The organism is Mycolicibacter sp. MU0102, from assembly GCF_963378105.1.
In the GTDB taxonomy this organism is placed as follows: domain Bacteria; phylum Actinomycetota; class Actinomycetes; order Mycobacteriales; family Mycobacteriaceae; genus Mycobacterium; species Mycobacterium holstebronense.
On the sequence record NZ_OY726398.1, the window covers coordinates 4679018 to 4693747 of the forward strand.

Below are 14730 nucleotides of genomic sequence, written 5' to 3' on the forward strand. Positions count from 1 at the left end.
CCTCTCCTTCGCGTGGAGTTGCTAAGTGGTCGTCGGCCGTGGCGGGCCGAGGATGTAATCGCCACCGTCGGGATGGTGGTACCAGCCGCCCGCGGCGTGGGTTCCGCCGTCGACGTGAAGCGTCTGGCCGGTCACGTACGAACTCAGGTCGCCGGCCAGAAAGACCGCGGCCCCGGCCATCTCGTCGACATGGCCGGGGCGGCCCATCGGAATCATGTGGGCCACGCCGGCCAGCATCTCTGCCGAGCCGACTCGTTCGATACCTTCGGTGAGCGTGAGGTCCGGGGCCAGGCAGTTGACCCGGATGCCGTGCGGCGCCAACTCCAGAGCCGCCGTTTTAGTCAGGTTGATGACACCCGCTTTCGCCGCCGCGTAGGCCGCATAGCCAGGCGCGGCACGGGTGCCTTCGATGCTGGCGACATTGATGATGCTGCCGGCCGCGCCGTGTTGGACCAGTGTTTGCGCGACGCGCTGCGTGCAGAGCAGGACCTGGGTGAGGTTGGAGCGGATCAGGGTGTCCCACCCCTTGGGTGCGGTTTCCAGCAACGGGGAGAAGAACACCCCGCCGGCATTGTTGACCAACACCGTCGGCAAGCCCACCGTGGCAAGGGTTTCCGCCATTGCCGCATCGACCTGGCCGGAGTCGCGGACATCGATTGCGCAGGCATGACCGCCGACCAGCTTCGCGGTCGCTCGGGCCGCTTCGGCGTCGCGTTCCCAGATCACCACCCGAGCGCCGAATTCCGCGAAGCCCTCGGCGATACCGCGGCCGATTCCCGAACCGCCGCCGGTGATGACCGCTACGCGTCCATCGAGTGTCGCCGTCTCTGCGCGCAGGACCACTACTGGTCCCCGGGTTTCTGCCGTCCCGGCGGCTCGGCTATCGGCCGGACGAGCACTTCTTGTGCGGTGCTGGCCACATGGCGGCCGGTGTCATCGACCATGGTGCCGTGCACCAGGGCGCGGTGTCCGGCCGTTGCGACGGTCTGCTGGGTGTAGAGGTGCCATCGATCGAAGTGGACTGCACGGTGCAGCCACACGCTGTGGTCCAAGGTCAGGCCGGTGTGCGTGGCATGGTCGACCGGCTGCGGGTGGGCACGAAACGCGGTATCCACCAGCAGGTAGTCGCTGGCGTAGGCAAGCAGCACCGCGTGCAGCTGGTGATCGCCGTCGATTCCACGCGGCAACCGCATCCAATGGGCACGCGGACCCGGCGCTTGGGCGCCGCCCAGGAAGACCGGGGCTTCGGCGGTGCGAACTTCCAGCGGCGGGGGCCGTTCTATCCAGGTGTTCCCTCGCCCGGCCAGGTATGGCGGGGCGTGCTGCACCCAGTGCTGTAGCAGCGGAAGGGCTTCCGGTGCAGGCCCGGGCAACGGCACGGGGTCGGCGTCTGTGCTGTCCGGGCTGGTGTCGAAGGACACCGTCGCCACCACGAGGGTGCGACCGCCCTGCTGGATGGTGACCTGCCGTGCCGACATGGTGCGCCCGTCGCGAGTGCGGTCGACGACGATCTCCAGTGGTACGCCCGAGTCGCCGGGACGCAGAAACGACGCGTGAATGGAATGGGCGGTCAGCTCGGGGACCGTGGCCGCGGCCGCTGTCATCGCCTGGGCGATGAGCTGGCCGCCGAAGATCCGGCCGAACCGGCCGGCCTCGTTGTCCGCCCGGAATCGGTCATCGCCCAGTGAGTGCAGCGTCAGCACCTGCTGCAGCCGGTCCAGCGCGTCGAGCGTGGCGCGTTCCAGTTGACTTCCCGACCCGAGCAGGGGACCGCCGTAGTCGGGGTGAGCGGAGACCTCGGACGCCGACGTCTGCACAAGTTCCTCCTCACCCGCTGTGGCCCGTCCGCGGCGGACTGCCGACACGGGTAGCCGGTGATGTGACTGCTAGCCCATTTAAGTAAATCCGGGCTACGTAGGTCAAGGGTGGAGCCCGAACCGCGCGCCGGCAACAACGCGCGCTCGGATCGACCGGGGGCACTTCCGAAGGTAGCAGGAACTCCATCCGGTGCGGGTTTCCGAATCGCCTCCCCGCCAATCCGTCCGGTCGTCCGGTTGCAGCCGTGACTTCGGGATGCATTGGCAATTATGACCGTTCACCTGTTCCGTTGCTTGGACATTCTCAGCAACAACCGATCGATGCGGAGAGGCAAACTTTCTGCGGACATGAATCCTGGTGCACACCAGTATTGTTCGCGAGACATATGCCATGTCAGGCGAACTCATCCGGTAGCGCAGACGTGCTCGTTCGAGTTGACGGCGGCCAGCGGTGATGCCACCATGGCCGCGAACGCACCTCGCTAGGTGAGGCGTCTGTACGGATACAGGCCACTGACCTCAAACGTCGAGAGACGCCCAGGGTCAGGACAGCTCTTCCCGGCTTAAGGGTTGAGCCCAAGTGGCTTTCGGCACATGACTGGATACGCCGTGCAGTGCCAAAACTCTGTCGAGAGGGGTGCCGTCCGGCCAACTCTGCGCTGGTTCGGTTAGCTCCGATGTGCTTACCACAACGGCATCCCCGTATGCCCTGGCCGCGAGGAGGTGAGAGCGACTTTGAGTCCGAGCGATAGTCCCTATCCGAGATCGACGACCATGTCGTTCGAATCCTGCCCCGGCGCCGCCTTCATCCTCTGAATCGGTTCGCCCTTACCGCATCAGCGCTGTCCGCGTCGTGGACGTGTGCTGCTTTGGCGCGCGACTGTTCTTGTGTGGCGGCGAAATTCGTCATGTCCTCTCGAAGGAGAGTCTCCGATGTCTTTTGTGTACGCACTGCCCGAAGATCTCATCGCGACAGCGGCCGATCTGCGCGGTGTCGGCGACACGGTATCCGCGCAAAGCGCCGCTGCCGCAGCGCCGACCACCGGCGTGATTCCCGCCGCCGCCGACGAGATTTCTGCACTGACCGCGGCGCAATTCGCGCGGCATGCACAGATGTACCAAGCGATCAGCAAGCGCGCCGCGGAGGTGCACGAGATGTTCGTCAAAACGCTGCTGCACAGCGCAGAGTCGTACGCAGTGACCGATACCGCAAACGTTATCTCCGTCTACTGAAAGGGTTTTGGCCAATGGACTACGGATCGATGCCACCAGAGATCAATTCGGCGCGCATGTACGCCGGAGCAGGATCAGGGCCGATGCTGGCGGCTGCGGCGTCATGGAATTTACTGTCCGCGGAATTGCGTTCAGCGGCAACGTCGTTCGAATGGCTGGTGGCGAGCCTGGGCAGTCAAGGCTGGTGGGGCCCATCTGCATCGGCGATGGCTGCGGCTGCCCAGCCTTACTTCGTGTGGTTGAGCGTGACCGCCGAGCAGGCTGAGCAGACCGCGGCACAGGCCTACGCCGCGGCCGAGGCGTATGCCGAGGCCCACGCTATGACGGTGCCCCCGGCTGCGATCGAGACCAACCGCGTGTTGTTGGCGTCATTGGTCAAGACCAACGCGCTGGGCCAGAACACACCGGCGATCGCAGCGACCGAAGCGCGCTACGGCCAGATGTGGGCGCAAGACGCGGTGGCGATGTATGGCTACGCCGCGGCTTCCGCCACCGCCACCCAACTGATCCCCTTTGCCAATGCGCCGGAAACCACCAATCGAGATGACGGCAGGCAGGCCGCGGGCGGTATGGACCCCACCGATGCCCACACCCAGCTGCCCGATGCGCTACGGAGCCTCGCGTCGCCGGCGGAGGGCTCGCGTCCTACGGATCCGGACTGGCACTGGACGAAGTTCTTCGACGGCCTCTTCGACGGAACGTGGGGCCACGACGACGGGTCGGGTTTGAACATCAATGCCCAGCTGTGGAACACGATCGCCGCCACCGGCATTTTCGACCCCGGTGGCAACATCGAGGGGTTTTCCGGGTTAGCCACGCTCGGCTTTCTTGCGCGCGGCATGGATGGCGGCACGGCCGCCCTGGCCCGCGGCGGGGTCGGGCCCATGCCGGGTATGACCCTGGCGTCCACGGCCACTGGTGGGCTGGAGACCGCGGGCCGCGCTGCCGGTGGCAGCAGTTCCCCGGTGACCGCGGGAGTGGGCCGGGCCACCCTGGTCGGCTCGTTGTCGACGCCACCCAGTTGGGCGGCGGCAACCCCGACGGGAGCTCCTGCCGCTGGGACGGGTAGCGGCTGGACCGTCGCCCCGGAAAGCCGGTCGATGACCGCGATGCCTCCCCCGATTCCTCCGGGCGGCGCCGGCCGCAACGGCAGCTATGGTCTGGGCACGCCGCGCTATGGCATCAAGCTGACCGTGATGCCGCGGCCCGTCGGGGTCGGCTAGCCGGCGCGGTGTGCGCTCGAGTCGGCGATCTCCGGCGAGGTCGTCGGCGTGCCCTGATAAAGACGTATCACGCTGATGACCACCACCAGGCCCATCATGAACCAGGTCATCTCAGCGGACGTCTCATAGATATCGGCCAGCGCAACGGGCATGCCCCGGATGGTCGTGGTGGCGTCGCCGGCGCGCAGCAGCCCGAGATTCACCTGCAGGCCCAAAGCGAACCAGATGATGGACGGCATCAACAAAGCCGATCGGGTCGAGGTTGCGGCTTCGCGTCGCCACCGTCGTTCGATCAAGGCAAAGGTCTGAAACAGCACCCATCCGGTGATCAGCCAGCCGATGTAGTTGCTCAACGGGACGCCCAGGACCCCGCTCGGTGATCGGTAGGCGAACATGTGGCGCACGTAGGCGCCGATCGGATCGATCACCAGGTCATAGCCACCGACGATGAGGGTGGCGACGACCGGTGTCACCACAACGGAGAGCCGCCGATTGTGGATCTCGCCCACAATCACCCGGGCCAGAATCCACGCCAACCAGGCCAGAATCACCCACGCCGCCACGACAACCACCGGAACGTCGAACGCGCGAGGCCCTTCCGCGTAATGGACGTAGAAGCCGAACGGGAAGCCGGTCGCAATACTGCACGCCTCCAGGCCGAGACCCATTGTCACGGCCGTGGCGAAGTAGGCGGCGGCTCCGGCGGGTTTGTAGAACGTCAACGTATGGAGCACCACGAAGACCGCCAACGCGGCACCCGAGATTGCTTCGGCTGCAGCGGATACCGATCCGGTACTCAAAGCCGTTGTTACCGTAGCGGCGATGTAGATCGCGACGAGGCACCAGCCCGCGACCACGAGCGGGGCTCCAGGGGCGCGCGGAATCGTCGGCGATGTGCTGGTGACGGGCGTCGACACGCACCGAATCGTAGCCGTCGGCGACTCGCCGTCCAGGCAAAGCAAGGATTTTCGGGGAGAAGCATATGCGGGTTCCCGGCGCGGGCGACACAGTTAACAGCTGCCACATTGTTAACATCGGCCCGTGCCTGACTCGCCGCGGACTTCCCACCCTCGGAACCACGTTTCCCGACGGGACGCGCTGCGGTACGCATCCGCCGCAGCGCTCACCGGGCTGGGCGCGGCGTCGGCCGGTGCACCGACGGCTTCGGCTGCGGCTCCCACGCTGATCGACTACGCCATGCGTCAGATTCCCGCGCAGGACATCCGTGCCGCGGGCCATGCCGGCGTCATCAACTACGTGTCGACGTCGCGGCCCGGCTCCAACTTCGGCGCCAAGCCGATCACCCGGCCCTACGCCGAGTCACTGACCGCCGCGGGACTGGTGATCGTCAGCAACTTCCAGTACGGCAAGCCCGGCGGGACGGCCCCGTCGGACTTCACCCGGGGCTACCCCGGCGGGGTTGCCGACGCACGCACCGCCTGGCAGATACACACCGCCGCCGGCGGGGGCCAAAGCGCGCCGGTCTTCTTCAGCGTCGACGACGACATCGACCGCAACACCTGGAACACCGTGGCACTGCAGTGGTTTCGCGGAATCAACTCGGTACTGGGAGTGCAGCGAACCGGCGTCTACGGGGGCGTGAACGTGTGCCAGTGGGCGGCCGCCGACGGTGTCATCGGAGTCTCACGCACACCCGGTAAGCGGTGGGCCTGGCAGACTCGATCGTGGTCACGAGGTCAGATCGATCCCGGGGCAGTGCTCTACCAGCGGATTGTGAGTACCGCCTCGAACCCGGGGCCGATCGTCGGTGGGATAGAAGTCGACGTCAACGACGTCCTGGCCCAAGACTGCGGCCAGTGGAATCTACATCCGTGAGGTCGTGCGACCGATCAGGATCCGCTTGCCCAGAAGAGTGCCAGGGTAAGCAGCACGACACACGCGAGGCACGTGTAGACGCCCAGAGATGCTGACGCCATAAGTGGGCTCCTGTCTGCGAAGACTTGGTCGGTCGATTCGTTGAAGGCCGATCTACGTCCAGCTGCGTAGCTGGTCGGCCCTGCCGCGATCGCCACTAAGCTAGCCGTCCACCACGGCCGCAGTCAAAAGACGCCCCAAAGCCCCCGCGTGGGCGCCGAGGACTACGCGGTTTCCAGGGTGCGCAGACCGATGGCGCCGCGCGATTCTCGACCCGAACGATCCGGGCAGGCGCAGACCGACGACCAAGGAGACGCAGATGAGCTTGAACACCGCCGTACGTGTTGAGAGTCACGAGCCCGACGATCTGGTTCCATCGCGGTACGCGGTACAGGTCGGCGACATCGAGGTGCTGGTGATCAGTGACGGCGTGCTGCCGATCAACGCCGCGACCATGGCCACCAACGTCGACTCGGCCCGCCTGGCGGGCTGGCTCGACGACATGTTCCTGCCGACTGACGTCATCGACTGGCCGTTGAACGTGGCCGTGGTGCGCTCCGGCGACCGGACCGTCCTCGTCGACGCCGGCCTGGGGATGGAGTTTCCGGACTTTCCGCGTGCAGGCCAGGCAGTCCGTCGGCTGGAGGCTGCCGGCATCGATCTGTCTGCCATCACCGACGTGGTGCTGACCCACCTACACATGGACCACGTAGGGGGACTGCTCACCGACGGGATCAAAGCGCGACTGCGTCCGGACCTGCGGATCCACGTCGCGGCCGCGGAAGCCGAGTTCTGGGAGGCGCCCGACTTTTCCGGGACCAATATGCCGGCTCCGGTTCCGGACGCGCTGCGATCGATCGCCTCGCGGTTCTTGGACGAATACCGCAGCCACCTGGTCCCCTTCGAGAAGTCCTACGAGGCGGCCCCCGGCGTGCTCGCCACACGTACCGGCGGGCACACCCCCGGCCACAGCGTGGTCCGGCTGGCATCCGGTGATCACCGACTCACCTTCGCCGGCGACGCCATATTCCAGGTCGGATTCGACAACCCCCAGTGGCACAACGGATTCGAACACGACCCAGAGCAGTCGATCGAGGTCCGGGTCGGCCTGCTGCAGGAGCTGGCATCGACCGGCGAAGCGCTGGTGGCCACTCACCTCCCGTTCCCGTCGGTGTGCCACGTGGCCGCCGCCGGCAACGCCTTTCGGTGCGTACCGGCGATGTGGGATTACTGAGCTGTGCTCGCTGACTGCCGAAACCCGGCCAGCTCCCAGTCCTCGTCGGCGATCAGGTTTCGCCAGTCGACCGGCAGCGAGTCCAGCGCGTCTTCGATGCAGAACCAGACCGATTCCAGCGGCGACGCTCCCGGTGCCGCGGCGGTGATCCGGCTCTCCACGTCGTAGTTCGGCGGATGCGGTGCGTCGCTGAACGGCGCGAGCCCGTTGATCGCGTCCATCACGTAACGCCGCAGCTCGGCGTAGGGCATTCCGCGCAGCTCGTCGGGCAGGATCGGGCGGCCGAAGATGTAGTCCTGCGCGGCGTGGCCATAGGGCACCTCAAGCTTGTGCGGCAACGGCTCCTCGGGCAGTCCGCCCGCGAAGTACAACGGCACGATCGGCATCGACATCTCCAGCGCCATGTCCAGCAAGGTGGACGTCAGCCTCTCGACCCGCTGCCCCGAGCTCACGCTGCGTGTCCCGTCGGCATGCACCATGACCGAAATGCCGAGGGAAGCCGACTCCCGCTTGAGTTCGTCCACCAGGGCGAAGAATTCCTGGGGCTGCTGCTGATCGAAGTAGCGGAGGTGGCCCAGCTGTTTGCCCGCCGTCGCGTCGATCATCCGCAGCAAGTTGCCCACCCAGCCGGTCTCGTGCTTGGCGTGGCCGATGGTGACCACCTTGGTGCCAGTGAGCCAGCTTCCGATGGTGGTGCCCAACAGCGATTCGACCTGCACCTGGTGATTGGCCAACAGCAACACCGGCCGACCGTGCACGGCCGCCATCGCGGCCGGATTGGTGACCACCACGTGGCGCACGTAGCGCGACAGCACCGCCCCCAGAGCCAGCTCGCCGAACCAGCCGTCCGGCATGCCCGCGCTCTCGGTCCACCAGGCTCGGACCGGCTCCCAGTCGGTTACCGATGACGCGCTCGCGCGGCATGCTCCCGGCCCGAGCTTCTCCACGTCGACAGTGATGCGCTCCAGCGGCAGCGCGGGGCAGCTCACCTGACCGTCGATGATCTGGACCTGGTCGGGGTGGACCGCATTGTGGACTGCGTCCGCGACCGCTTCCTTGGTCACGATGTCGACCATCAGCGAATCGCCTTGACTGTCGGTGCCGTACACGGCCTGCAAAGTGCCCTTGAACCAGTCGAGGGTCGCCATCCGGGCCGTATCGAGCTCGAGGACGCCGCGCCCGAGTCGCTCGCTCAGCGACAGTCCCGGGACCGCCTGCCGTCCACCCATGAAGGCGCGCCGTTCAGGCCCGCCGACTTCGGCCAGTGGTCCCTTGCTCAGCAGAAATTCGGCCATCCGGATACGCGCCCAGGGCTTTCCGGCGACGCTGAGCCACAGGTCGAAGGTCGGCATGCGGCCCTCGTCGTCGTCGAAGCCCACGAATCGGGCTTCGACATCCACGGTTCCGGCCACGGGGGTGTCGGAGTAGAACCGGGCCGAGAGGATGCGGCGCGGGAATCCGACATCGGGGTCGCTCGCATCGGCATACGACGCGGGGTCGGCGGTGTCGGTGGTCCACACACTCATCGCGGTGTGCGGAACGACGTGCAACGCGCCGTCCAACAGTCCCGGCTGCAGTTCACCAACCGGTACAGCGCAGCGGTCGATCGCGAGCGCGCCCGTTGAGCCGTTGCGCCCGATTCGGGCACCATCGGTCAGGGTCGCGAATGCCGGACCGTGGAACACCGTTCCGTCATAGGGGTCGGCGTAGGGCACCGCATCTTCCAGCGGGGCGGGCGGCTCCGGCTCACCGCTGTACTGCGCGGCGGTGAGGACAACGGCGTGCGCGTGAATCTCCCAGCGGGACAACTCTGCTCGCGGCGCATCCCGCCAGACCTCGAGACGGCCCTGGAAACGAGCGGGCTCCGATGTCTGCTCCAGCACGACCCGCAGCTGCTTCGGGGAGTCGACGACGACCCACCGGACCATCTGGACGTCGGTGATCTCGACGACCTTGGCTCCGCCTGAGGCCCGGGCCGCCGCCTGCGCGAACAGGTCCATGACCGACATCATCGGCAGCGACGGGATCACGTACGTCGGGCAGTGATCGACGATCCAGGAATCGTTGACCGGATCGAGCACGACTTCCATCACGCTGGTCGCGGGCACCGTATTCTGCACCGCGGCAGCCGATTCCGTTGACGGTAGCGAGGCCGGCGCGGAGGCTGCTACTGCCGCGGCTCCCGGTGCCGACACGGAAGCCGTGACGGCGCCGGTACCGGCCGGGGGACGCTGACCCTCCGTGCCGGCGACGATCCGCATGCCCAGGTTGCTGGCGGTGTAGATGCGCTTGTTGTCCACCCACAGCGATGCCTCGGCCACCGCGAGGATGCCGGCGTCCTCGCGGACGATCCGGGTGATCTCGACCTGCGCCGAGATCTGCTTGTTGGTGGGGATGATCTGGCCGCGATACCGCCAGGTCATAGCGTCGTGCAGGGCGGCCGGCTCGAAGCGTGCCGACGGGCCGGCCTCCTTGCCGAGGCCGAGGTCGAGCATTCCGAATTGCAGGACTTGCAACAGCATTTCGATGCCCAGGGATCCCGGCTGGACCGGGTCCTGGAAGAAGTGCGCCTTGAAGTACCACTCACCGGGGTTGACGTCTTTGACTCCGCGCCACTGGCCCAGCCCGGCGGCGCCGCCGGTAGGCCAGCGGCCGGTGATCCGATCGACCATCAGCAACATCGGGTCCGCCAACCGCGCTCCGGCCCCGAAATACTCAGCGGGCTGAGTGCTCAAGTCCACCACCGGCGCCTCGCAGGGTTGCGCCAGTGCGGCACGTTGCTCGTCGCTGACCGGCAGGCCCACCTGGTTCTGCAGCGCTTCGCGTTTGAAGTAGCCGAACACGGTGTCGAAGGTGTAGACCGGTCCCTCGTCGGCGGTGATCTCCCCGTCGAAGCTGACGATGATGGTGCCCGCGGCCTTGGCGAGGCTTTTGAGCTTCACCTTGATTCGCAGCGTTCCGGTCGCCGGAGTGACTTCGCGGTGCTGGGTTCCGGTCCCGTCCAGGTTGCGGAAGAACAGGTCCGCCTCACCGTCCAGCGGGCAGCCAACGTAGCTGGCCAGCCAGCCGCAGGGCTGCAGCGCGACTTCCATGAGCACCGCGTTGGGCATGGTCTCGTGCCCGTTAGCGGCGCCGTTCTCGGCGAAATACCAGGCGTCCGTGGGGACGTCGTATTCCACGACGACTTCGGCGCCGGCCTTCATCACGCCGGTCTCGCCGACCAGGTCGGTGACCCGGGACATGAAGTGATACGGCGGGCCGGGCAGCCGGGCCGCCTTGCGGGGCGAGTCGAACTTCTCGAACAGCGGCCCGAACGCCATCGACGGCTTGGCGATGGCACTGGCGAGCATCGCCTGGTAGTCGTAACGGAAACCGTTGACTTCGGCGACCGCCTTGGGCTCGACGTAACCTTCGAGCTCTTTGGCGCCGAGGTCCATCGGCCACCCCGGTGACAGCTTCAGGCCCATCCGCTCACAGTGGAAGGCGGGCAGCCCATCGACGGTGCAGAGCAGGTCGGCGAACAGGGTCGGCTCGGGCCCGGCAATCACCTCGCGAACGAACACCTCATAGACCACCTCGCGCGACTGCGGGGTGACCTGGCCCCGACAGCGCAGCTTGTAGGTCTCGAAGGGAACCGGTTCGAAACGCCAGCCGTCGCAGTCGAGCGTCATGCCCAGGGCGGTCATGTAGATCGCCATGGTTTGCATGGTCGCCTCGTACATCAGCGTGCCTGGCATGCAAGGGTCGTTCTTGAAATGGCCGGCGAAGAAACAGTTCTCCGGCGTGACGGGCGCGACGGCCCGCAGGTACCCGCGGCCCCACGGGCCACCGGTGAAGTCGAGGTCGGTCACCTCGTCGACGAAGAGCATGTCGCCGGCGTGGATGCTCGGGGTGCGAGTATGGCTGCCGGCGCGCTCGAAGCCCTCGCCGAACGTATGCCAGATGTCGCCGGACGCCATCGCCTCCAGGTCGGCGCGCTGCAGTGAGGTGCGAGACGTCTGAGCGGGCGTCTGCTCCATCGGTCCACTGACGGTCTGTTCCTCGGGGCGCCACAACACCCCGCCGGATGCCGCCAGCTCCTCGTCGGTGAAGAAACCGGCCTGGCCGTTGCGCATCGACATCCGCTCGACGCCGTCGATCGTGCAGTCGTAGTGAAAGAAGAACAGCCGCACGTCACCCTGGCGGGCGTGGCCGTCCACGTGGATGTCGAAACGCAGGGTGTCGCCGATCTCGGGCAGGCCACCCAGATAGGTGACTTCGCAGCCGAGCAACCGGTAAACCCGCTCGCTCTTGTTGAGCAGATCGGCGCCCATCCAGGAGATGAGCATCAGGTCGGCCTGTCCGCTTTCGATCATGATGCCGGCGGGCATCCGACCCTGCTGGAGCCACCAGGAGTCGGCGTTGACATCGGTTTCGGTCCACAGCGTTCCGGTGCCGTGGCGGGCCGGCTCGGCGTCGATGCCCAGCAGTCGATCCGCCAGCAGCAGTGGCGGTTCGGGCATCCGGACCTGTCGCAGGTACTGGTCCTGCTCGGCGAACGCCGGGCCGAAGATCTCGGAGATGTTCCCCGAGGAGTGCACGCGCAGCCCGTCCTTGTCGAGCTTGAGGCCCACCGGCTCACGCTTGACCGTCGGCGCCGGGACCACCTTGTCGGCAGGCTTGACCGGCTGGATTGCGCGGCTTGCGCCTGCGGGCATGGCAGCGGGTGCCTGGGGGGCAGTGTCGGCCGCCGTCGGCTGCGGCTCCGGCCACGAGGACGTGTCCGCGGCTACACCCAACGGCAGCCGGGCCAGCGACTCCGCGACCGTTGCCAGAGCCGGAGGCATCGGGAGTTGTGTTGGCATGAATTGCTCCAGTTGATGAGGGGGGTTCGTTCCTGGGGCCGTGACGCGTGGGGGCAGGTGGACCGCGGGCAGGTGCGCGGGGAAGTTGAGCCGGATGGGTTTTGCGGCGGCGTTGGCCACGGCCGGTGCCAGCAAGGTCGCGGCCTCCGGCCCGGTCGCCGACGACACCAGCGTGACGTGGTGTCGCTGGTCGGCCATTCCGGTGAGTTCGACGGCGACGCGCCGTTGCTCGGACGTCCAGGGCTCGCCGTCGGGCCACACGCCGAGGGCTCCGTAGAGCACGCCGGCGGCCACGTGCAGCAGTCCCGAGGCAGCGTGCGCGTGACCCAACAGGGCCGAGAGGTTCACCGCCCCGGGAACGGTGCCCAGGTGCAGACATTCGGCGTCCACCTGCTGATCGGGCAGCAAGGTCGCATACACCGGGTCACCGTCACGGTGCGCATCGGCGGCGCGCTTGAGCACGAGAACGACGGCGGCGTCGGCGGGTATCTGTTCGTCGGCGTGCAGTAATGCCCGCGCCGCTGCCTGATGCACGGGTTCGCAGCTGAGGTCCACGGCGCCGACCACTGCCGCGTCGATCTCTCCGCGCCGCAATGCCCGTGCGGCCAACTCAAGGGCGGTGGTGCCCGAGAGCTGTTCCCGCGACACCGTGAAACTGGGTCCCCGTAAATCGAATTGGCTGTTCAAGCGGTTCGCCACGATGTTGGGCATGGCGCCCACGACGCCCGCGGCGGTCCACCCCGCGACAACGCCGTCCCGCGCTGCGGCGAGCTGGTCGGGCTCGTCGAATTCGTCTGCCAGCCGCCAGCGCTGCCCGAACCGGGCGACTTCGGCGTCGCAGCCCATTCCGACGACGACGCTGGTGGTGTCCTGCGGCAAGCCCTTGATCAGCTCGCCGATGCCCAGGGCCGCACCGAGTAACGCCAGTTGTTGGGGTTGGGTCTGCTTGAGGTCCGCAGGCGGGAAGCGGGTTTGGGTCAGGTCCAGACTGACCTCATCCATGCGCGCACCGCGGGCTCCGTCGGCCATGCCGGTGGGGATCGGCTGACATGTCTTCAGATGCTCTGCGACGGAGGCGGTTCCGTTCCCGTCTCCGACCAAGAGGCTCAGGCCGACGATCGCGATCTCCGGCTCGGTCCGGGGTTCGGCGACCGGAGGAGCCGGCGTTGGACCCCGTCCGTCGACCCATTCTTCGAGCAGCAGGTGGGCGTTGTTGCCGCCGAAGCCGAAGTTGTTGACCGCGGCCCGACGGGGGCCGTCGCTGTCCCACGGCTCAGCCTCGGTGAGCAGTCGGAACGGCGAGTCGGCGATGAAGGGCAGCGGATCCTCGGCGTGCAGGGTCGGCGGACGTACCCCGGCACGCATCGCCGCGAGTACCTTGATGGCTCCCGCTGCACCGGATGCTGTGATCGAGTGCCCCAGATTGGATTTCAGTGACCCGATGGGCACGTCGGTCATGCCGGCGAAGATGCGCGCCATGCTCAACATTTCGGTCAGGTCGCCGCGCGATGTTCCGGTGGCGTGGCATTCGATGAGGGAGATATCGCGCGGCTCGAGGCCGGCCATCTCGTAGGCCAGCCGCATCGCGCGTTCTTGGCCGGCCTGGGAGGGCACCAGAAATCCGTGTCCCCGACCGTCGTTGCTCAAGCCGACACCCCGGATGACGCCCAGGATGGTGTCGCCGTCGGCCATCGCATCGTCAAGGCGCCGCAACACCAGGATGGCCGCGCCCTCGGCGGGCACCAACCCGTCGGCACCGTTGTTGAACGGCCGTGACCGTCCCGTTCGGCTCAGTGCCTGCAAGGCGGTGAAACCGATGTGCAGCAGCAGATCACTGGCGCCGTTGATGCCGCCGGCGAACATGACGTCGGCGGTGCGGTCGTGCAAGCGGTCGCAGGCCAGCTTGATGGCGTACAGCGATGAAGCGCAGGCGGCGTCGAGCGCCGCGGCGCCGCCGGTCAGGCCCAGGGCCTGCGCGATGAGGTGCGCCGGTAGCCCGGACATGAAGCGGTTGCGCCAGTCCACCCCGGAGTCGAGGTTGGGTCCTTGTCCCCGCCAGACTGTTTCGGCGAGATCCGTCATCTTCTTGGTCGGGTAGCTCAGGTTGCCCAGGACGATCCCCGCGGAACCCGGGACCTCACCTGCCCGCCATCCCGCACTGTCCAGGGCTTGTCTGGCCGCCTCGATTCCCCACCGGTAGAGCGGGTCGAGTCCGGCGAGGTCGTCGGCGTCGAGGAACAGGCCGCGGGGGTCGAAGACGTCGTCGAAGCCGCGAACATAGCCGCCGCGGTCCGACCAGGTGTGGTCGAGTTCGGGTACGTCCGCGGGGGCACACAGGACGCGTGCCGGCGATACGCCCCAGTAATCCGGGCCGGGTGAGCCCAGTGCGTCGCGGCCATCGTGCACCGTTGTCCAGAGCTCGCCCGCGTTCAGTCCCCCGGGTAGGACGCAGCCCTGCCCGACGATCGCGATGGGTTCAAACTTCACTTCGAATCAGCCACCGT

General features: G+C 67.1%; 8 protein-coding genes and 1 riboswitch. Of the genes, 4 read left to right on the plus strand and 4 right to left on the minus strand.

The genetic code is table 11. The features are described from left to right. Nucleotides 1-21 precede the first annotated feature (21 nt). Nucleotides 22-843, minus strand: coding sequence for an SDR family NAD(P)-dependent oxidoreductase (locus tag RCP37_RS21710; protein ID WP_024441628.1), 822 nt, complete (start codon nt 841-843; stop codon nt 22-24). Beyond that, nucleotides 843-1817 carry an acyl-CoA thioesterase gene (locus RCP37_RS21715; RefSeq protein WP_308484971.1) on the minus strand — a complete coding sequence of 325 codons (975 nt, stop codon included), beginning with the start codon at nt 1815-1817 and terminating at the stop codon, nt 843-845. The genes RCP37_RS21710 and RCP37_RS21715 overlap by 1 nt, the downstream gene beginning before the upstream one ends. Before the next feature lie 471 nt (nt 1818-2288). Continuing rightward, a riboswitch (M-box (ykoK) riboswitch) is annotated at nt 2289-2461 on the plus strand. Between the two features lie 289 nt (nt 2462-2750). Between RCP37_RS21715 and RCP37_RS21720 the strand changes: the two genes are divergently transcribed. Continuing rightward, on the plus strand, nt 2751-3050 hold the full coding sequence (locus RCP37_RS21720) for a PE family protein (protein WP_308484972.1): 300 nt from the start codon (nt 2751-2753) through the stop codon (nt 3048-3050). A 14-nt stretch (nt 3051-3064) separates the two neighbouring features. Further along, nucleotides 3065-4273: a PPE family protein gene (locus RCP37_RS21725; RefSeq protein WP_308484973.1), complete on the plus strand. Its 1209-nt coding sequence runs from the start codon at nt 3065-3067 to the stop codon at nt 4271-4273. Here the strand turns inward: RCP37_RS21725 and RCP37_RS21730 are convergent. Next, nucleotides 4270-5190 carry a carotenoid biosynthesis protein gene (locus RCP37_RS21730; protein ID WP_308484974.1) on the minus strand — a complete coding sequence of 307 codons (921 nt, stop codon included), beginning with the start codon at nt 5188-5190 and terminating at the stop codon, nt 4270-4272. The two genes, RCP37_RS21725 and RCP37_RS21730, sit on opposite strands and share 4 nt — an antisense overlap. Nucleotides 5191-5314: 124 nt before the next feature. Here RCP37_RS21730 and RCP37_RS21735 point away from each other — a divergent pair, with 124 nt between their 5' ends. Both RCP37_RS21735 and RCP37_RS21740 read left to right on the plus strand, forming a co-directional pair. Then, a complete protein-coding gene (locus tag RCP37_RS21735) occupies nt 5315-6109 on the plus strand; it encodes a DUF1906 domain-containing protein (RefSeq protein ID WP_308484975.1) in 795 nt (264 codons plus the stop codon). Between the two features lie 358 nt (nt 6110-6467). Then, nucleotides 6468-7382 (plus strand): MBL fold metallo-hydrolase, encoded by a 915-nt coding sequence (locus RCP37_RS21740; protein WP_308484976.1) that lies wholly within the window; start codon nt 6468-6470, stop codon nt 7380-7382. Here RCP37_RS21740 and RCP37_RS21745 read toward each other — a convergent pair. Then, on the minus strand, nt 7376-14713 hold the full coding sequence (locus tag RCP37_RS21745; RefSeq protein WP_308484977.1) for a beta-ketoacyl synthase N-terminal-like domain-containing protein: 7338 nt from the start codon (nt 14711-14713) through the stop codon (nt 7376-7378). The genes RCP37_RS21740 and RCP37_RS21745 overlap by 7 nt on opposite strands. Nucleotides 14714-14730: the final 17 nt, after the last annotated feature.